Below are 18,765 nucleotides of genomic sequence, written 5' to 3'. Positions count from 1 at the left end.
CGAGCGCTTCGATGCGCTGGCGGCGCAGGCGCGCACCCTGCCGCCGCGCTACGGCGGCTACACGCCGCGCCTGCGGCTGGAGTTCCGCCAGGGCATGGGCGCCAACGCCTTCGCCTTGCCCGGCGGGCGCGTGGTGATGACCGACGGGCTGGCCCAGGCGGCCGCGAAGAACGGCCTGAGCGACGACGCGCTGGTCGGCGTGCTCGCGCACGAAATCGGCCATGTCGTGCACCGCCACACCACGCGCACCGTGGTCGAGCAAGGCGTGCTCAACATCGGTCTGGGACTGGCCTTGGGGGATGTGTCGGGCCTGCTGTCCACCGGCGGCGCGCTGCTCACCGGCCTGGCCTACAGCCGCGACCACGAGCGCGAGGCCGACTGCTACGCCATCGCGCTCATGGGCCAGGCCCGCCTGCCCACGGCGCCCATGGCCGACTTGCTGCTGGCCATTGCGCACGACGAGGAAAAGAAGCACCCCGGCGCCCCCGCGGGCAAGCCCCAGGAAAGCAAGGGCCAGAGCGATCCGCCAAAACAACGCTCACCGGGCGTCGAGCCCGGCGGCGAGGGTCTGCTGTCGCTGCTGAGCAGCCACCCGGGCACCGTGCAGCGCGCGACCGAGCTGCGCGAGGGCCGGGCACCGCACTGCGCCCGCTGAGCCGGGCGGCGGCCTCAGCCGTCCTCAAGGCAGCGCATTGGACCCATGGCTGATCGGGCAACCGAACAGGTCGCCCAGCCAGTCCGCCACCTTCTCCAGCTCATAGCCCAGCGCGACCATGGCCTGCTGCACTTCGGCCGCCAGGGCGCCGAGGCTTTGCAGCACCGAGGCGAGGTCCTTGCCCAGTTGCTTGAACTGGTCCTGCAGGATCTGGCCGACGAGCTGCAGGCCGTTGACGAAGTTGCGCCACTGGTCCTTGACCCAGGCCACGAAGCTGCTCAGGCCGGACAGCACCGCCTGGATCAGGGCCGAGGCCTCCTGCTTCAGCGCGGTGAGCAGGTGGCCCGCCACGTCCTTGAGCTGAGCGATGACGCCGGCCACGTTCACGTTCAGCAGGGTATAGGGGCTGGCCTCGTCGCCCAGGTGCAGGTCGAGCCCGAACAGGCTGAAGTCGAAATACCCGGTCACCACCAGCGCCTGCATCGAGGCCGAGAAGCCCAGGCCGGCCGCCACGCTGAAATCGGGCAGCTGGATTTTCGGCACCAGCGTCACGCCCCAAAGGGTGATGCCGTCCCACTCGATGTCGTGCCAGCCGAAGTTGAAGCCGAACGAAGCGCTGAGCTGCTTGGCCTGCGGATTGAGCATGAACGTGATGCGGTCGCCGGCCCACGCGCCGCATCCCCCCGTCGGCTGGCCGTTCTGCACCGCATAGTCCAGCTGGAACTGGTTGTCGGTGGTGGCGAGTGCGTAGAGGTGGTCTTCCACCACGTCCAGGAACTTCAGGTACAGCGACGAATAGAAGCGCACCGGATTGCCGCCGTTGATCTGCGGCACCACGATGCCATCCGGCGTGGCGGCGATCGCCAGCATCGGACCCTGGCCGTTCGGCTTGCTGGTGGTGGGGTCCCAGCCGGACAGCGCAAACACACTGCCCCAGGCAATCGCTTTCTGCACCAGGATGTAGCCGGAAAAGCCGGCCTTGGCATCGGCCGACTCAGCCAGCGTGGCCGTCACCTGCACATCGTCCTGGTCCAGCAGGCTGAACTCGGCCTGCAGCCCGAAGCCGGCCGGGAACGGGCCTCGGTCGCCGATCTTCTGCAGCTGCGCCCCTTCCACGAACCAGAAGGTGAACTGCTTGATGCTGATGATCTCGTCGAGAAAGCGCACCACGTCGGCGATCTCGGGCTCGTGGTCGTTGTCCAGCGTCTGCGGGGAGAAGTCGAGCGCGAAGGCGGCGTTGAACACATTGGACAGCTGCATTGGCTGCTGGTCGGCCTGCGTCCAGACCGCGATGCCGTTGGGCACCTCGAAATCCACCACCTCCACTTCGAAACCCACGTCGAACTCGTACTGCGGCGCTTTGGGGTTCTGCAGCTTCAAGTCGCCGCCCGCGCTCAGCGTCACGCCAGCGGCCTCGGCACCCACCGTCACCGTGCCCTGCAGCTCGACGATGTCCACGGTCTGCAGGCCGAAGGGCTGATTCCAGTTCTGCAACGTGAGGGTGATGCTCAGATCTCCCTGCGACGGAACGATGCTGCCCGTCAGGCCCAGCGCGATCTCGGTGCTGGCATCGGGCCGGAAGACACCGGACGCACTGGCGCTCGCGCTGCTGCTGCCCTGGCCCGGGTCTTCCCATTCGAGCTTGAAGCCGTCGAACTCGAACACCCCGTTGCCCTGGGCACTGAACGTGTTCTTCAGCACCGCCTTGAGCGTCTTGTCGCCGCCGTCCTTGGCATAGGTGGCGAACAAGGCCAGCTGCGACACGTCGCCCATGAAGTTGGCGATCGCCTTCAGGGAGTCGGTGAGTTGCAGCGACGAAAACAGCACGAAGCCGGGGGCGATGTCGAAATCGGCCGCGATCGCGGGCACATCGTCCGCGCTCAGCAGGCCGAGCGAGGCCAGGCTGCCGGACTGGCCCGCGATCGTGGACACCACCACCCCGCTGTCGTTAAAGGTCAGTGCCGACAGGGGCGTCCACAGCGACCCCGGCGACCACTGCTGGACCACCGCGCCGAACATGACGCCCGCGCCCTGGTCGGTGCGCTGCACGCTGAGCGCCGCGTTCAGGAAAGGCTGCCCGGAATACAGCAGGCCGCCTTGCCCGTTGAACTGGATGGACGGGCCCGTGGCGTAACTCAGCGTCAACTGCCCCTGGGAAAAGGCGATCTGGTTGGCCGGCGTCCAGTCCAGTTCCGCAGGCCACAGGCTTTGCAGCGGCCATTGCAGGCTCGCGCCCATGGTGGCGCTCAGCACCATTTCCACGCCGCTGTCGCCCCGGCTGAACGTCAGCACCACCTGCGCATCGGTGTACTGCTTGCTGGTGAGCGTCAGCGTGGCGCCGCTCGGGGTCGCCTGCAGATCGAGATCGGCGCCGTCGAGCTGCGCCTGCAGCTGCAATTGCTTGCTGGACGGATCGACCGCCAGGCTGGCGGACGGGCCGAGCTGCAGCGTGATGCCGTTCAGGTAGTAGCCGAGCGCCGTCTGGATAGGTCCGGGAAACTGGGTTTGGGCCAGTTGCAGGACCTTGCTGGCCGCGTCGGTCTTCAGGACGCCCTGGAGGGTGGTGTAGATGTCGTTGCTCATGGCGTCACTGCCCCAGGTTCTTCAAGGCCGAGCGGGCGAACTGCGTGGCCGCGTCGCTGATCTGCTGGAGGTTGTCGGCAATGGCGTCGTTCAGCGCCGACACCACCTGCTCGATCAGCTGCGACTGGCTGAGGAATGCATTGATGAACATCGCATAGGCACTCTCGTCGTCCGGCAGCGAGATGGTGAGCAGCACATCCTGGTCGCCCGCCACCAGCCGGATCTGGCTGTAGGTCAGCTCCAGGTCGTCCGGCGTATCGCCCGACGCGGTCAGCGCGGTCTGGATGCCCAGCGTGTTGCTGTTGTTCTGGAGGCTGAGGTTCAGGGTGCCGCTCAGCGGGATGGGGGCGTTCTGGTTCACCTGCACGTTCAGGGTGAATGGCGTGCTGGCGGTGGCCGGCGGCGAGGGCACCGTGCGGGGGGCACCCTTCACTTTCACCGTCGGCCCGGGGTTCATGGTGCCCAGCAGCAGCGTGGCGCTGGCCTGCGGATTCGTGGGATCGCCACCAAAGACGATATTGTTCGGAGGCGCCACCACGTTCGACAGCCCCTGGACCGCCAGGCTCTGGAGCACGATGTCCGACAGCGCGATGTTCTGCCCCATGATCGACGTCTTGAAAGGGCCGGGAATGCTCAGGTTGACGGCGGTGTAGGGCTCCAGTACCGGCGATGTCGATCCCAGCACCAGGGTCGGCAGATAGACGTAGCTGCTCGGGTCGTTGAGCGCGCCGCGCGCCCGGTCGAACAGGTATTTGTCCACCGCGTTCGCATCCGTGTCCACGGTGCTGCCTGCCACCTGGGTACTGCCGAAGATGTCGTCGAAGGCGTTCTTCAGCTGCTGGTTGAGCAGCTTCCCGACCTGGGTCCGGTTGCCCGAGTCCATCAGCGCGTTGTTGACCTGGGTGCTCAGCAGTTGGGCCGCATCCCCGGTGGACAGCACCTGCTTGAAGAACTGGCTCCACGGCGCATAGAAGACGCTGGTGTTGATGTAGGCGGGAAAGGGCACCGGCGAGATGCTCTGGTACTGCAGGTTCTGCAGCGTGAACGTGGGCGTGGTGCCTTGCACCGCGACGAGCTGGACGGTGTTCAGGTCGATCTGCAGCGCCGCGCTGTTGCCGGTGCCGTCCACGGCGACGGTCGTTCCCGAAACCACCTTCGCGTTCGACAGGGTCAGCAGCGCGATGCCCGTGGCCAGGCACTCGAAGCCGTTCGCATGGTCGGACGAGAGCGTGAGCCCCAGTGTCGGCGGCGGGGCAACGATGTTCATCTGCTTGTCGACGAAGCACAGGCACTGCTTGAGCGTGAACCCCAGCCCGTCGAAGGCAGTGGGGGGGCTGGTCGTGCTGTCCGTTCCCTTTTCAGGGCCTGCCAGCGCCAGCGGCTGGTTCCAGTCCTGCCCTGTGGAGGCGTAGGCATTGAGGTTCAGCGTGATCTCAGCGGTATAGCCGGCGTTGCTGGTGGTGACCGCCGGGGGCTCTCCACTGACCTGGATGTTCGCCAGCCCCTGGATCTCGATGCTGCTCACGTCCAGATCAGGCCCCACGCCGGGATACGGAATCACGTTCAGGTGCTGCGACATGATGTAGGTCACGGCGGCCTTGGCGTCATCGACCATCTGCTGCGTGACGGGGGGCGTGGGGTTGGTCTGCAGGCTCAGCTGGCCGATCAGCGGAAAAAGGGCTTGGAACCAGGACGTGGCCATGTCGGCCGAGATGTCCTGCGCGCCGCCGATGTTGTCCAGGTTCCATTGATTGCCCTTCAGCGGCAGATACTTGTTGCCGTTCCCATCCGTCATGCCGGACAGCGCGACCGGCAGGAAAAGGCTGTTGTCAGGCGCGTTGTCGTTGGCCTTCTGCATCAACGTGTCGTACACGAAATGGAATAGCTGCAAGCCCATGGCGGCGTCCTCTCGAAAATATTGGCGGTCAGTCAGTAGGGTCGGTCCACGACATGCAACGTGATGTCGTGCAATGCCTTCAGGTGCGGGCCGTGGGGCAGGTTCTGCAGGTACTGCACAGCCTGCAGCGCGGTACCCCGCGCCTGGGCATAGGCCAGCGCGAAGGCGTCGGAGCGGCGGATCTCATCGACCCAGGCGTTGATCTGCTCGGGCGGCGGCGTCTGCGTGTCGCGCAGATAGCGCACCATGGGGTGCGCATCGCCGAACAGCTTCATCGCATGGATGATGGGCAGGGTGATGCGCCGCTGGTGCAGGTCGATGCCCCTGCACTTGCCGGCTTCCGCATCGGAATGCGCGAGGTCGAAGATGTCGTCCATCATCTGGAACGCACGGCCCATGTAGCGACCGAAAGAGCCGAGGCGGCGCAACTCCGAGGTGCGCGCGCGCATGAGCGCGGCGCCGGCCTCGCAGGCCAGGCCGAACAGCACGGCGGTCTTGCGGTCCACCGTGGTGAGGTAGCGGCTCATCAGCGAGTCCGGATGCCAGTACGGCTGCGTGGTCATCTCGTCGATCTCGCCGCGGCAGATGTCGAAGGCCGAGTCCAGCACCCATTTCACGAGCTGCATGTCGTTCGCGTCCTCGATCGCATCGACGAAGCAGCGCACGGCCTGCAGGAACTGCATGTCGCCGATCATGATCGCCATCTCGGTGCCGCGCGCGGCGTTGACGCTGGCGTGGCCCCGCCGCAGCGAGGCGTGGTCAATGATGTCGTCGTGGATCAGGCTCGCCACATGCAGCATCTCCAGCGACGCGGAGGCGCGCAGCACCTTGTTCGGCAGCTCGCCGTCGGGCTGGAAAAGCCGCGCGGTAAGCAGCAGCATCAGCGGGCGCAGCTTCTTGCCCCCCTGGTAGAGCGACATCTCCGCATCGGTCAGATAGCCCTGCTGCGGCTGCAGCGCCTGGTCCAACTTCCCCTTGAAGCCCTGCATGTCCGCCGCCATCAGCCCCTGCAGGATGGCGTGGACCGGGTCCGGCGCAGCGGCGCCAATCCTCACGGCTGCGAATCCAGCAGGGCCCTGGCGAGCGGCTGGACCAGCGCGCGCTCCAGTGCATCGGCAATGCGGTCGTGCACCAGGCTTTTGATGAAGCGCGCCTCGGACAAGGCATCGCGCGCGGCCTGCGCCGGGCCGTCGCCCAGGGCACCGCTCCACGCGCCATCGTCGAAGTGCAGGTCGAAGCCGTCCAGCTCGACACGCCCGTCAATCAGGGTCGGTACGCCCTGGTCGCCCTGCGCACTGAACTGCAGATACACATGGCATGCAAGGCGCGCGTGCAGCGCCCCCGTCACCAAGGCCACCGGCGTTTGCGCGGCCACCCGCGCGGCATGCTCGGCGATGTCTGCCTGGAGCTTGCGCACGAACGCGCGCTCGTCCTCGCTGAGCGACCACGTCCAGCTGTTGCCCTGCGCATCGCGGCCGCCGATCGGGCTGCCATTCAGGAAGTTATGCACGTCATCCACCGAAGGCATTGGCGCCGGCGTGCCGTTCTGCACCAATTCGTAGACGCCGTCTTTCTGCAATGGGGGCAAGTCTTCGATCTTGGTCACATTGGGGTTCGTCACCTTGACGTTCTGCACGATGCTCGAGCCAAAGCCCATGGTCGCAGCGGCCGCCTGGTTGTAGGGGTTGGTGGGGTCCGTGGGATTGTTGGGGTCTGCGCCCTTGGCCATGGCGGTCAGGGTGGTGAGCAGGCCCAGCTTCTGGTTCTGGGCATGGCCGTTGTAGTTGGTGGTGATTCCCGTGCTCGAGTTGTAGTAGGTCTTGACGGGATCGTTGACCACCCCCCCCCTCGGTCAGCGCCGTATTGGTGTCGTCGGCCATTTCGGAGACGGCGGAGTTGCCCCAGCCTTGCTGGAACGCGTACGCCTGGAAATTCTGCTCATTGAACACGTCGTTGAAGGCCGCCCGGTGATTGGAGTAGGTGGTCAGCAGCGTCTGTCCATTGCCGCCGGGCACGTTCTGCAGCAACCCGCGCTGGTCGTTCGCGGTCTGGATCCAGGTGGGATGCGCGTTGTCGTCCCCACTGCCGCCGCGCCGCCGGGCCCCGATGGGCATGGCCGTGCCGGCGCCATCCAGTCCGGTCTCCCAGATCTGCGTGCCTTTCAGGGCGTGCGTGCCTTGCAGTTCAATGCCCTGCAGGCGCACGGCGAGCACGCAGCGGCCTTGCGCATCGCTGCTGCATTCGACCGCGAGCGGCCCGTCGCCGGCCAGCACCAGTTGCATGCCCGACAGGTCGATGCCCAGCGAGCCGCGCGCGAACCCGGCCTGCGCGGGCATGTCGAGCGCGCGCGACAGCGGCAGCATCGGGATGTCCCCGAGCCCGATATGGCGGGGCAAGGCGGCGTTCAGGGTGGCAGCTGGCTGATTCGTCCAGCCGGCTTGAAAAGCTTGCATTCCAGCGCTCATGAAAATTCTCCTCGTACGATGTGACCGGGTCCAGTGGGCGGGGACGACAGGTCAGGAAACATTGACGGTGGCCGTGATCAGCAGGTGGTCCGCATCCGCGGCGGAAATGTTCAGATTCGACGCCGTCAGACTCAGACTGATGCCTTCGAACGTGATGGGGATGGGCGGCACCGGGAACGAGGCTTTGTCGTTCAGATAGGCCTGCGCCTTGCTCTGGATGGTGGATGTGATGAAGGGCGTGGCAACGCCGATGATGGTGGTCGCCACGTGCTTGAGCAGCCCCGCGTTGAACTTCTCCCACCCGCTGCCGTCTTCGGCGTAGGTGATCGTGAAGCTCGGCAGCGGCTGCAGCTGCAGCTGGACGGTGTTCGACCCCGACACCACGGGGGCGACGGTGAAAGTCAGCGGCGTGGGGCTGGTGGCGAAATCGGCTTTGGCAAAGTCAACCATGGTGTGGCTCCAATCAGGGCAGCAGGTTCGAGGCGGCTTCCAGGGCGCAGGCGGCTGGCACCAGCCACCATGAAACGCCCACCGAGGCGGTGGCGGCGAAGGTGGCGGTGATGTTGATGTTGGGCAGCGTGGATGCCACCGCGATGGAGGCGTTGCTGATCCCGCCGTCGAGCGAGTAGCTTCCTGTCCAGTTGCTGTCGCTGGCATTGACCTGCGCGGCATCCATCTTCTGCACGATCGCACCGCTGTACTGGGCCACCAGCGCGGTCAGCAGCTTGCGGCCGACGAGCACACCCAGCGCCTGCTGCGGCCACTGCACGCCGCTGATATCCGGCGTGCCGTTGGCCACCAGGTTGCTTGCCAGCACCAGGTGCGATCCGGTGACGGTCATGACCGGCGGGGTGAAGCTCTGCCCTTCCACCGTGATGCTGGGTGGGATCTGGTAGCCCTGCAGCAGGGCCTGGACCTTGGTGTAGACGATCCCGCAGATCACCTGGAGCATGAACTCCGTAGCGCCGGTCGGATTGACCGGCAGCACCGCCACCGATCCCAGCTGGATCTGGTTGCCGGACACGGTCACCTGCGCAAACAGGGTGAACGAGAACGTCAGCGGGGATGGCGGCCCGCTCTGCATGTTGAACGTGGTGGACACCGACGCCAGCTGCACCTGGAACATCTGGTCGGTCGGATCTTTCGGCTTCGTCTGGCCCGACGGCACGAACGTGTTCTTGTCGTTCCACTGCGTGAGGGTCGGTGGCGCCAGCACGAACTGGGGCACCGCATCGATGCTCCAGTTGACGGAGGTGATGCCCATCTGGCCCACGTCCTGAACGCCCTGGAACAGCTTCTGCTTGGCCTGGGCATTGGCATACAGCTGGGTCATGCCCTGGTTGAGGGTGCCGGCATCCAGCACCAGCGCGACGTCGTAGCTACTCATATTCCACCTCTCCTTTGCGTGTCGGGTTGGCCGATCGGGGGTTGTGTGTCCAGTAGGTTTCCATCCACTCGCCGCCATGGCGGTAGTGCAACGGAAAATCATCGAAATCGACCGTGGCGCGGCCGCATTGCGGGTCGGCGACCGAGACCGTGCGCTTCGTTCGGCAGTAGCCGTCCACCAGCACGTAGTGCTGCGGCCCCGCATGCCAGCGGATCGCGACCGCGACCGGCCGGCCATCGTCGAGCTCGCGCATCAGGCGGCGAAACGGCGGTCGTCCACTGCTCCATCCGGCCAGGCAGTTCACGTAGCGCAGGGTGCGCTCCATCGCGGCTTGCTGGTCGTAGCGGGGCTCCAGGAGAAGCGCGGGGGGCGGCAGGCAGTTGGGAAGCACGTCGTCCGGCGCGAGAATGCGCCAGGCCAGCGTGTCCTGCCGCCAGGAGGTATCGCCGTAGTGCGCGGCGACCGCACAGGTCACCGCGGCCCAGCACCAGTTGGTGCGCTGCTGCGGCTCCAGCGGCAGGTTCAGCGCCTGCCCCGTGCTCGCCCCGGCCTCCTGCCAGGCGGGAAACATCGGGCCGATGCGCTGCGTCGTGCGGGCCAGCGGCTCGATCCTCACCCTCATGGAAAAGGCACGCACTGGGGCAGCGCCTGGTTCAGTTCCCGACTGACGATGCTGTTGATCTGCGATGAGATGAGCCCGCTGATGGCGCCCTTGGCCGCATCCAGAATCAGGTTCTCCACGGGCTGCAGCAGGTAGTTGAGCGGCCCCAGGCCATCGATCCAGACCGAGGCGTTGCCGTAGTTGAAGTTCGCATTCATGCCTGACAGCTGGTTCAGGCAGAGCTTGCCGCCGGCCGTGCCGGCCTGGAACTGCGCCGTGCCGGAGATGCTGGGGTTGTCGATCCGGATGCTGCCGGAGATGCCCGGATCGACGAACAGCACCTTCACGCTGCCACCGGCCTGCGCGCTCAAGGAACTGTTCAGGACCGCATGGAAATTCACCGTACCGGAAATACTGGCACCGGACGAAGTGACGTTGCCAACCACCATGTCCTGGATCTGCAGGGACGAGATGCCCGTGAGATTGGAGACGGAATAAGAAGCCGTGCCCACTCCGATGCTGGCGGACCCCGAGGCGACGTTGGGATACGGGTCATAACCGGCGCCCCGGATGGCCCCACCGATTTCCCCATTCAACTGCGTGACGAGTCCCTGCAGGATTTCGTTGAGGATCTGGGTGAATGGATCACTGCTCATGTCTATATCCTTTGAGGAAAGAAAAAATGACCATCGGGCAAATCAATTCAAGAGCGGAAGCGGTGCATCCGCGCAATGCTTTCTTGTCAAGGCCGCGGCGCAGCACGTTCCCGTTTTCGTTCAGGCATGGCGAAAAAGGCATCGCCATCAAGGCTTCGATCAGGCAGCGCAAAGGCGCTTTCGACAGCGCCCCTGCCAGAAGTTTCTGAAGAGTGGCTGTGAATATTCTGGTGGGATTGGACGGGTCGCGGCATGAAAGCCGGGCCAATCCTGCTGAAGACTTCTGAAGCGTTCTGAAGACCGCCCCAAGGCATGCACCGGGTCGATGAACGACACAGGCGGTGGCCGCGGCCAAGCGCGGTTTGACCGCGTCCTCAGCGACGCCTGGGAAGAAAGACACCGCGGGGTGCCCGCATTTTTTAGGAAAGGAAGACAGGGCCGATCACCCGCCTGTGCCGAGGCGGCATGCGCCCATGAACCCCTGCTGCAGCGGCATGGCCGATGCATCGCAGGATGCCAGCGCAGTGGCATGCCAGACCATCCTGGCGCGTGCCAGGCCAGATTCCTGCGTGGAAAGAAAAGTGTGAAGCGCGCCGATAAGCCGGATTCTGTGCACCGCAGTTGCCTGCGGCGTGACCGCCATTACTCTGGGCCGGGTGTCGCCACCACGGCTCGATGCTACCTACCCGCCAGCTCTGCGGAACCACATCAACGCTGGCCTACTTGGTATTGCTGCGCGTAGAGATTGCCCGTTTCACCCGAAGCAGGCGCCGCCCGCTTCGGGTGGCTATGGTCTTTGCGGCTTTCGCCACACACCGCCTGGCTTGCGCCAGCCGTACCCGCTTGCGCGGGTGACCGATAGAACACCTTCGGTGGCTTGCCGCCTGCTTGCGACTCGTCTCTGTTGCTCTGATCCTCACCTCACGGTGGGCAGCCGTTAGCTGCTACGCTGTCCTGTGCAGTCCGGACGTTCCTCCAGTGCCTGGTTTCCCAGATTGCACCAGCGGCGGTCTGGCGCGCTTCACGGGGGCGATTATCGTCCACCGCTGCGCACCCGCTCCCAGTCCAGGCCGAATCGCGAAAGGTATTTGCGCAGCCGGTCCGCATCGTTGACCACCGCGCGCTGCGCGCGCGAGGCCTGGAACAACTGCCGCCCCGCGTCAGACAGCGTGCGCGCCCCGCGGCACACCTGCAACACGGCCGCCAACTGCAACCGGTCGAAGAGGTCCATGGCCTGCACCTGTGGCTCGCCCAGCAGTGCGGCCAGATCCACCGCATCGCCATCCTGGCTGCGGTCTGACGAACCGAGGGGTTGCCACAGCCACTGCAGGCGCGCGATTTCCGCCTCCACCAGCGGCAGGCCGATGCGCCCGCCCTCGGCCAGCGTGGCCAGGCGGGTGGCGCTGGCCGACAGGTCGCGGAAGTTGCCACTCCACAGCGCCTCGGGGGACTGCGCATAGCGCAGGTACACCGCCCGCGCCTCGGCCGACAGGCGCACCGTGCGGCCCAGTTCCACGCCGCATCGCGCCAGCAGGTGGTCCACATTGGGCTCGATGTCCTCGGGCCGCTGGGCCAGGCCCGGCAACTGATAACTCCACAGGTTGATGCGCGCGTACAGGTCTTCGCGAAACCGCCCGGCCGCCACCTCGGCCCGCAGGTCGCGGTTGGTGCCGGCGATCAGTTCGAAATCGCTGGCCACCTCGCGGTCGCTGCCCATGGGATAAAACCGCTTTTCCTCCACGGCCTTGAGCAGCATGGCCTGCTCGTCCAGGCCCAACTCACCGATCTCGTCGAGAAACAGCACGCCTTTGTGCGCCGTGCGCAGCAGGCCCGCACGGTCGGCCGCCGCACCGGTGAAGGCGCCTTTCTTGTGCCCGAACAGCGTGGACGCGGCGCCGTCGCCCTGCAGCGTGGCGCAGTTCACCTCCACGAATTCGCCCTCCACCTGGTGGCGGGCTTTCTTCAACTCGAACATGCGCCGCGCCAGATGCGACTTGCCCGCACCGGTCGGCCCGGTAAAGAGGATGGGCGCGCGCGATCGCACCGCCACCCGCTCCACCTCTTCGATCAGCGCGTTGAAACGGGCATTGCGCGTGGCAATGCCGCTCTTGAGGAAATCCACCGCATCGCGCTGCTCGGCGCCGAAGCGCTGGGCGATCACATCGTAGCGCGACAGGTCCAGATCGATCAGCGCGTAGCTGCCGGGATCGCCCGCCTGCTGGCGCTTTGGGGGCGACGTCTGCGCGAGCACGCCCGGAATGCGTCGCGACTCCACCAGCAGGAAAAGGCAGATCTGCGCTACGTGCGTGCCGGTGGTGATGTGCGTCCAATACTCCTCGCGCTCGGTGTCGAAAGCGTAGCCCTGCGTCCAGTCGAAGAGCTTGGCGTAGACCTCGCCGAAGTCCCAGGGGTCGGCAATTTCGAGCGGCACCAGCGCTACCGTGGTCTCGGGCGAGGCCGCCTGGATATCGGTGCGCACCCGCTCGGCCAGTTCACGGTGGGACGGTGTGTAGAACAACTCCATCCGCGCGATGACCACGTCGTCGTGCTGCACCAGCGAAAGCGTCGGGCGCCACTTCTCCCAACGCCCTGCCCCCTTGCCCGAGTCGAGTTGGGTGCCCAGAAAGCCGATCACCACGTTTTGCTTCTTCATCTGTTGGATAAAAAACTAGCTAACTTTATAAAAATCAAAGCATTCTACGCTCCATCCAGTGCCGCAGAAATGGCAAGAGAATTAAAAAATATCGAATCAAATCATTGACTTAAGAGATTTTCCATCCATTCAAAACCACAGTTGGCACACGGGTTGCAATGAAAAAGGAAAGTCGAAAAGACAAACCCACCGAGAACCAACGAACGGAGCAAAAGCACATGGCCAACCACCAACTCTTCCAGACGCTGCGCGGCACCCTGCTCCCCGCTGCCACCGTGCGCAACCAGGCCGGTGGTGTGGCTTATGCCCTGTCGCCCAAGCACCAACTGGCGCAGTTGGCCGCCACCGGCTGCCTCCACAGCACCTTCTATGCCCAGGCGCAGGACCAGCTCGACGCCGTCCAAGCCCTGGCCCGCGAAGTCGATCCGGTGTTCTTGGCGAAGACGGCCCTGTATGCGCGCCGTGCCGGTTCCATGAAAGACATGCCGGCCCTGCTGGCGGCCACGCTGGCGGTTCGCGATGTGCCCCTGCTGGCCCAGGTGTTCGGCCGCGTGATCGACAACGGCAAGATGCTGCGCAATTTCGTGCAGATGCTGCGCTCCGGCGCGGTAGGCCGCAAATCGCTCGGCACGCGTCCGAAAAAGCTGGTGCAGCAATGGCTGCTCGACGCCACCGAGGCGCAACTGCTGAACGCCGCCGTGGGCAACACGCCGTCGCTGGCCGACGTGGTGAAGATGGTGCACCCGAAGCCCACGGAAGCCTGGCGCGCCGCGTGGTTCGCCAGGCTGATCGGTCGCCCTTATGCGCAGGAGGCGCTGCCTCCACTGACGCAGGCCTTCGAACGCTTCAAGAAAGACCGCACGCAGCCCGTGCCCGACGTGCCTTTCCAGATGCTGACCGCGCTGGAGCTGGACGCATCGGCCTGGGCCACGATTGCACAGCGCGGCTCGTGGCAGATGGTGCGCCAGAACCTGAACACCTTTGCCCGGCATGGCGTGTTCGCGCTGCCAGGCCTGGCCGATGCCGTGGCCGCCAAGCTGCGTGACCCGCAGGCCGTGGCCAAGGCCCGCGTGCTGCCGTACCAGTTGATGGCGGCGTACAGCGCCTGCGGAGCCGACGTGCCGACGGTGGTGAAGGAAGCGCTGCAGGATGCGATGGAACTCGCGCTGGCCAATGTGCCGCAGTTCGAAGGCCGCGTGGTGGTGTGCCCCGACGTGTCGGGCTCGATGGGCTCGCCGGTGACGGGCCACCGGGGCTCGGCGACCTCCGCGGTGCGGTGCATCGACGTGGCCGCCCTGGTGGCCGCTGCCGTGCTGCGCCGCAATGCGGATGCGCGTGTGCTGCCCTTCGAAACGAAGGTGGTGCCGCTGCCACTGAATCCCCGCGATTCGGTCATGACCAATGCGGCCAAGCTGGCCGCGGTGGGCGGCGGCGGAACGTCATGCAGCGCACCGCTGGCCCTGCTGAACCGCGAGAAGGCGCAGGCCGAGCTGGTGGTGCTGGTGTCCGACAACGAATCGTGGGCCGACCGTGCACGGGGCCGGGGCACCGCGACCATGCAGGAGTGGGCGGCGTTCAAGCAGCGCAACCCGACGGCCCGGCTGGTGTGCATCGACATCCAGCCTTGCGCAACGACGCAGGCGCAGGAGCAGCCCGATGTGCTGAACATCGGCGGCTTCAGCGACGAAGTGTTCAAGCTGCTGGCGGTGTATGCCGCAGGGGGTATGGGCGCGGCGCATTGGGTCGGCGTGATCGAGGACACCCCGATCTGACGATCGGCGAGAAGGTGCCATGAATGCCAATTCAGGGCACCCGATCGTGGGAATGACGGCTGTCGTTCGGCGAATGCAGGTGTGACTACATCCCGGTCGCACCGCCTGTTTGTCGCCGAACGGGAAGGCCATCGATGAATGAATGTGCGAATGCAGGCAGGACTACATCTGGAGGGACCGGGGTTCGAATCCCAGCGCCGCACCGCGGCGTGGTCCATGTCTTGCCACCCTTGTCGCACTGCTTTTTTTTGCAGCGAATGCTGACGGAACTACAGACTTCTACTCTCGTGGTCGCGGGTTCGAATCCCGCCGGTCGAAAGCCGTAGCTCAGTGGTAGAGCACGACGTTTCGTCGATCCTTGTCGCTGCTTTTTTTTGTGTGTTTGCGAGGTGAATGCAGACGGGTTTACAGGTAGAGCGTCGGGGCCCTCGGGCTCTGAAGGTTCCGGGTTCAATCCCCGGTCTGCTTCGGCAGGTAGCTCAATGGCGCAACCCGACACCCCTTGTCACCTCTTTTTTTGAATGCGCCGGAAGGGCTGAGCCCCATGGCGGACCCAACAGGAAAGAAACCGATGAAAACGAACGCCCCCGCGGCGCAGGCCGCCATGCTGCCGCCCGCCCTGCGCGAGGCAGTGGATGCCGTCTATGCCGCCTTCCAGCGCCATGGCGCTCCGACACAGAAGCTGGATGTGTGCACGGCCTGCTGCATGGACGAGGCCATGGAACGCGAGATGCGGCGCCTGCCGCTGCGCCGCATAACGACCCGCCACTTCTACGAATACAACAGCTCTGCCAAGGGCAGCGAGCAGCCGGCCGAGGAACTGCTCTACTTCCTGCCCCGCATGCTGGAACTGATGGCCCTGGGCGAGGAGCTGCACCACTCGACCGAGCTGTACCTGGACCGCCTGGGCAACTGCCCGGCCAATGCCCTGTCGCCCCAGGAGCGCGCCGCCGTGGACGCTTACGCACTGGCCTTCTTCCACGAAGGCCTGGGGCACGCTGGGCGCGAGCCCAGCCCGTTCAACGGCGCGAACGCCTTCGACATCCTGTTGATGTTCCACAAGGGCGGAGTGGACGTGCAACCGCTGCTGGCGCACTGGCTGAACGACGAGCGCCAAAGCGCCGTGCTGCGGTACGCCGAGGCGAGCTACTGGGACTTCTGGGGAAAGAACGAAATCCAGAACGCCTTTGCCGAAGACCAGCCGCAATTCCGCGAGGCGATGAAAGCCTGGATGCTCGACCCCGGTAACCGCCAGCGCTTTGCACAGAAGATCCTGGCGCTGGACACCAGCGCCATGGCACAACCCGCGCACTGCACCTGTGGCAACTGCACGGGCCCGCGACAGATCGTGGAAGCGGTGTTCGACCGGGTCAGTGAATGAGCACCCGAAAATAAGACAGACAGACAAACGACAAGAAAGAAGAACGCAATGAACTACCTGCAACGCAATGTGGAAAACGGCGTCCCCATCAAGATGTGGACCCAGGGCGTACCCGTGGAGGACGAGGCCCAGAAGCAACTGGAGAACGCGGCGCGCCTGCCCATCGTGTTCAAGCACGTGGCCGCCATGCCCGATGTGCACTACGGCATCGGGGCCACGGTGGGATCGGTGATCCCCACCTTCAAGGCCATCATCCCGGCAGCCGTGGGCGTGGACATCGGCTGCGGAATGATGGCGTGCAAGACGACGCTGCACGCCAACGACCTGCCGGACAACCTGGGCCCGCTGCGCTCCGCGATCGAGAAGGCCGTGCCGCACGGCAGCAACCCGCGCCGCATGGGCCGCGACAAGGGCGCGTGGGAAACGCCGCCCGATGAGAGCGATGCGGCCTGGGCCTCGCTGAAGGGCGAGTTCGACGCGATCTGCGAGGACTACCCGCGCTTTGCCAGCACCAACCACCACAAGCACCTGGGAACGCTGGGCACCGGCAACCACTTCATCGAAGTGTGCCTGGACGAACACGGTGGCGTGTGGTTCATGCTGCATTCGGGCTCGCGCGGAGTGGGCAACGCCATCGGCACGCACTTCATCGAGCTGGCCAAGAAGGATGCCGAGCTGCACCAGCGCAACCTGCCCGACCAGGACCTGGCCTACTTCGAGGAAGGCGCCCGGTATTTCGGCGACTACGTGCGCGCCGTGGGCTGGGCGCAGAAGTTCGCGCGCGCCAACCGCGAGGTGATGATGCAGCGCGTGATCGCGGCCGCCCGCAAGGTGATCGCCAAGCCCTTCGAGGCCCATGTGGAAGCGGTGAACTGCCACCACAACTATGTGAGCCGCGAAACGCACTTTGGCGAAGACGTGTTCATCACCCGCAAGGGCGCCGTGAGCGCCAAGGCCGGCGAACTGGGCATCATTCCCGGCAGCATGGGCGCCAAGAGCTTCATCGTGCGCGGCAAGGGCAACCCGGAGAGCTTCATGAGCTGCAGCCACGGCGCGGGCCGCAAGATGAGCCGCACCAAGGCCAAGAAGCTCTACACCATCGCCGACCAGATCGCCGCCACCGAAGGGGTGGAATGCCGCAAGGACGCCGATGTGATCGACGAGATCCCGATGGCCTACAAGGACATCGACGCCGTGATGGCGGCGCAGGAAGACCTGGTGGAAGTGGTGTACACGCTCAAGCAGGTGGTGTGCGTGAAGGGATAGCGAGCGCACCACGGCCCACCATTGGATCAAGACCAACGCACGAGGAGCGTGCGCTGAAAGCATGGACATGCAAAAGACAGAACCCCGAGAACGGCTTCATTCCGCCCATCCGATCGAGCCCGCCATGCGCGGGCAGATCATGGATGCGCTGCGTGACATCGAGGCGCAGCACGCCGTCACCATCCTGTTCGCCTGCGAATCGGGCAGCCGCGGCTGGGGCTTCGCGTCGCCCGACAGCGACTACGACGTGCGCTTTCTCTACGTGCACCGCCTGCCCTGGTACCTCACGGTCTCGCCCGGGCGCGACGTCATCGAGGTGCCGATCAGCGGGGACCTGGACATCAACGGCTGGGACCTGCGCAAGCGCTCGGGCTGATGCGCGAATCGAACCCCACGCTGCTGGAGTGGCTGCGCTCGCCCGTCGTCTACCGCGAGGCGGCGGACACGATGGCCCAGGTGCGCGCCCTGGCGGCGCAGGTGTTCTCCAACGCCAAGGCCTGGCACCACTACGCCTCCATGGCCAAGAAGAACTTCCGCGAGCACCTGCAGGCCGACGTGGTGCGCTACAAGAAATACCTGTACGTGCTGCGCCCGCTGCTGGCGGCGCGATGGATCCGCACGCGCCCCGGAGTGCCGCCCATGCGCTTCGCCGAACTGGCCCAGCACACGCTGGATGCGCAACGCGATGCGGCGCTCATCGAAGAGATCAACGCCCTGCTGGCGGTGAAGATGCGTGCGAACGAGTCGGCCACCAGCCCACGCTGGCCCGGCATACACGCATTCATCGAGGCCGAGCTGGCCGCCAATGCGGCGCAGCCGGTGCAGCCCCTGCCCATTGCCGGGCATGCCGGGCTGGACGCCCTGCTGCACGACACGGTGCTGCGCTTCGATCCTGCCCATGGCGGCGCCGAAGGGTCCGTGCCATGCTGACCCTCGACGGCTCCCACGGCGAGGGCGGCGGGCAGATCCTGCGCACTGGCCTGGCGCTGTCCATGGTGACCGGCCGGCCGCTGCGCATCGACCGCATCCGCGCGGGCCGGCCCAAGCCAGGACTGATGCGCCAGCACCTGGCCTGCGTGCAGGCGGCGGTGCAGGTCTGCGGCGGGCAGGCAGAAGGGGCGGAGCTGGGATCGCAGGCGCTGCAGTTCACGCCCGGCCCGGTGCAGGCGGGCGACTACGCCTTCGCGATCGCCGGGGCCGGCAGTTGCCTGCTGGTGCTGCAGACCGTGCTGCCCGCGCTGATGCTGGCTGGCGGGCCCAGCCGGGTGCAGCTTTCGGGCGGCACGCACAACCCCATGGCGCCCCCGTTCGACTTCCTGCAGCGGGCCTTCGCGCCGCTGGTGCGGCGCCTGGGCGTGGGGCTGGAGCTCACGCTGCGGCGCCGGGGCTTTTATCCCGCAGGCGGCGGCGAGATGCATGCGGCCATCGCGCCCGCGGCTGGCCCGCTGG

The 18,765-nt window shown here is 65.8% G+C and carries 16 protein-coding genes, 1 other RNA gene and 1 pseudogene; 8 read left to right on the top strand and 10 right to left on the bottom strand.

Annotation, left to right across the window (positions count from 1 at the left end):
• Nucleotides 1–655: M48 family metallopeptidase (locus AC27IO_RS11495; protein ID WP_498739019.1), on the top strand; the 655-nt coding region annotated here is incomplete at its 5' end.
• 24 nt (nt 656–679) lie between these two features.
• Here AC27IO_RS11495 and AC27IO_RS11490 read toward each other — a convergent pair.
• Genes AC27IO_RS11490 through AC27IO_RS11475 form a run of 4 tightly spaced genes read right to left on the bottom strand, consistent with a single transcriptional unit; the run spans nt 680 to nt 6,975 of the window.
• Nucleotides 680–3,238, bottom strand: a complete 2,559-nt coding sequence (locus tag AC27IO_RS11490; RefSeq protein WP_498739018.1) for a hypothetical protein — start codon at nt 3,236–3,238, stop codon at nt 680–682.
• Between the two features lie 4 nt (nt 3,239–3,242).
• Complete coding sequence (locus AC27IO_RS11485; protein WP_498739017.1) at nt 3,243–5,135, bottom strand: hypothetical protein; 1,893 nt, start codon at nt 5,133–5,135, stop codon at nt 3,243–3,245.
• Between the two features lie 32 nt (nt 5,136–5,167).
• Nucleotides 5,168–6,190: a polyprenyl synthetase family protein gene (locus AC27IO_RS11480; protein WP_284429670.1), complete on the bottom strand. Its 1,023-nt coding sequence runs from the start codon at nt 6,188–6,190 to the stop codon at nt 5,168–5,170.
• On the bottom strand, nt 6,187–6,975 hold the full coding sequence (locus AC27IO_RS11475) for a hypothetical protein (RefSeq protein WP_498739016.1): 789 nt from the start codon (nt 6,973–6,975) through the stop codon (nt 6,187–6,189). Before AC27IO_RS11475 ends, AC27IO_RS11480 begins: the two co-directional genes overlap by 4 nt.
• Between AC27IO_RS11475 and AC27IO_RS11470 the strand changes: the two genes are divergently transcribed.
• Nucleotides 6,968–7,624 (top strand): hypothetical protein, encoded by a 657-nt coding sequence (locus AC27IO_RS11470; RefSeq protein WP_498739015.1) that lies wholly within the window; start codon nt 6,968–6,970, stop codon nt 7,622–7,624. The genes AC27IO_RS11475 and AC27IO_RS11470 overlap by 8 nt on opposite strands.
• Before the next feature lie 27 nt (nt 7,625–7,651).
• Here the strand turns inward: AC27IO_RS11470 and AC27IO_RS11465 are convergent, their stop codons facing one another.
• From AC27IO_RS11465 to AC27IO_RS11450, 4 genes are read right to left on the bottom strand one after another with little or no spacing between them, the layout of a single operon-like run.
• Nucleotides 7,652–8,050, bottom strand: coding sequence for a hypothetical protein (locus tag AC27IO_RS11465; RefSeq protein ID WP_272565253.1), 399 nt, complete (start codon nt 8,048–8,050; stop codon nt 7,652–7,654).
• Between the two features lie 13 nt (nt 8,051–8,063).
• Nucleotides 8,064–8,987, bottom strand: a complete 924-nt coding sequence (locus AC27IO_RS11460; protein WP_317353342.1) for a hypothetical protein — start codon at nt 8,985–8,987, stop codon at nt 8,064–8,066.
• On the bottom strand, nt 8,980–9,609 hold the full coding sequence (locus AC27IO_RS11455; RefSeq protein WP_498739014.1) for a C39 family peptidase: 630 nt from the start codon (nt 9,607–9,609) through the stop codon (nt 8,980–8,982). Before AC27IO_RS11455 ends, AC27IO_RS11460 begins: the two co-directional genes overlap by 8 nt.
• A complete protein-coding gene (locus tag AC27IO_RS11450) occupies nt 9,606–10,244 on the bottom strand; it encodes a hypothetical protein (RefSeq protein ID WP_487089777.1) in 639 nt (212 codons plus the stop codon). Before AC27IO_RS11450 ends, AC27IO_RS11455 begins: the two co-directional genes overlap by 4 nt.
• Nucleotides 10,245–10,270: 26 nt before the next feature.
• Here AC27IO_RS11450 and AC27IO_RS11445 point away from each other — a divergent pair, with 26 nt between their 5' ends.
• Nucleotides 10,271–10,453, top strand: coding sequence for a hypothetical protein (locus AC27IO_RS11445; protein ID WP_498739013.1), 183 nt, complete (start codon nt 10,271–10,273; stop codon nt 10,451–10,453).
• A gap of 372 nt (nt 10,454–10,825) precedes the next feature.
• On the opposite strand, the gene rnpB is transcribed toward AC27IO_RS11445, so the two are convergent.
• Nucleotides 10,826–11,267, bottom strand: an RNA gene (gene rnpB / locus AC27IO_RS11440) — RNase P RNA component class A.
• Between the two features lie 10 nt (nt 11,268–11,277).
• A complete protein-coding gene (gene rtcR, locus AC27IO_RS11435; RefSeq protein ID WP_498739012.1) occupies nt 11,278–12,897 on the bottom strand; it encodes an RNA repair transcriptional activator RtcR in 1,620 nt (539 codons plus the stop codon).
• 218 nt (nt 12,898–13,115) lie between these two features.
• Here rtcR and AC27IO_RS11430 point away from each other — a divergent pair, with 218 nt between their 5' ends.
• From AC27IO_RS11430 to AC27IO_RS11410, 5 genes and pseudogenes are all read left to right on the top strand, one after another.
• Nucleotides 13,116–14,669 carry a vWA domain-containing protein gene (locus AC27IO_RS11430; RefSeq protein WP_498739011.1) on the top strand — a complete coding sequence of 518 codons (1,554 nt, stop codon included), beginning with the start codon at nt 13,116–13,118 and terminating at the stop codon, nt 14,667–14,669.
• 571 nt (nt 14,670–15,240) lie between these two features.
• Complete coding sequence (locus AC27IO_RS11425; protein ID WP_317353362.1) at nt 15,241–16,050, top strand: hypothetical protein; 810 nt, start codon at nt 15,241–15,243, stop codon at nt 16,048–16,050.
• A 48-nt stretch (nt 16,051–16,098) separates the two neighbouring features.
• A complete protein-coding gene (locus AC27IO_RS11420; protein WP_498739010.1) occupies nt 16,099–17,316 on the top strand; it encodes an RtcB family protein in 1,218 nt (405 codons plus the stop codon).
• A 67-nt stretch (nt 17,317–17,383) separates the two neighbouring features.
• Nucleotides 17,384–18,246: pseudogene (locus AC27IO_RS11415) on the top strand (nucleotidyltransferase domain-containing protein).
• Nucleotides 18,240–18,765 (top strand): RNA 3'-terminal phosphate cyclase (locus tag AC27IO_RS11410; protein ID WP_498739009.1); only part of this gene is annotated, 526 nt, incomplete at its 3' end. The pseudogene AC27IO_RS11415 and the gene AC27IO_RS11410, both read left to right, overlap by 7 nt.

This window comes from Acidovorax sp. KNOB132 (assembly GCF_057541515.1).
Note: the sequence above shows the minus strand (reverse complement) of the source record. Positions and strands in the feature narration are given on the sequence as shown.

Excerpts from the sequence above, each read along its gene's own strand:
- AC27IO_RS11460 (WP_317353342.1), bottom strand. The coding sequence starts at position 8,987 with ATGAGTAGCTACGACGTCGCGCTGGTGCTGGATGCCGGCACCCTCAAC.
- AC27IO_RS11430 (WP_498739011.1), top strand. The coding sequence starts at position 13,116 with ATGGCCAACCACCAACTCTTCCAGACGCTGCGCGGCACCCTGCTCCCC.
- AC27IO_RS11420 (WP_498739010.1), top strand. The coding sequence starts at position 16,099 with ATGAACTACCTGCAACGCAATGTGGAAAACGGCGTCCCCATCAAGATG.
- AC27IO_RS11445 (WP_498739013.1), top strand. The coding sequence starts at position 10,271 with ATGACCATCGGGCAAATCAATTCAAGAGCGGAAGCGGTGCATCCGCGC.
- AC27IO_RS11455 (WP_498739014.1), bottom strand. The coding sequence starts at position 9,609 with ATGAGGGTGAGGATCGAGCCGCTGGCCCGCACGACGCAGCGCATCGGC.
- AC27IO_RS11485 (WP_498739017.1), bottom strand. The coding sequence starts at position 5,135 with ATGGGCTTGCAGCTATTCCATTTCGTGTACGACACGTTGATGCAGAAG.
- rtcR (WP_498739012.1), bottom strand. The coding sequence starts at position 12,897 with ATGAAGAAGCAAAACGTGGTGATCGGCTTTCTGGGCACCCAACTCGAC.
- AC27IO_RS11465 (WP_272565253.1), bottom strand. The coding sequence starts at position 8,050 with ATGGTTGACTTTGCCAAAGCCGATTTCGCCACCAGCCCCACGCCGCTG.
- AC27IO_RS11450 (WP_487089777.1), bottom strand. The coding sequence starts at position 10,244 with ATGAGCAGTGATCCATTCACCCAGATCCTCAACGAAATCCTGCAGGGA.
- AC27IO_RS11490 (WP_498739018.1), bottom strand. The coding sequence starts at position 3,238 with ATGAGCAACGACATCTACACCACCCTCCAGGGCGTCCTGAAGACCGAC.
- AC27IO_RS11425 (WP_317353362.1), top strand. The coding sequence starts at position 15,241 with ATGAAAACGAACGCCCCCGCGGCGCAGGCCGCCATGCTGCCGCCCGCC.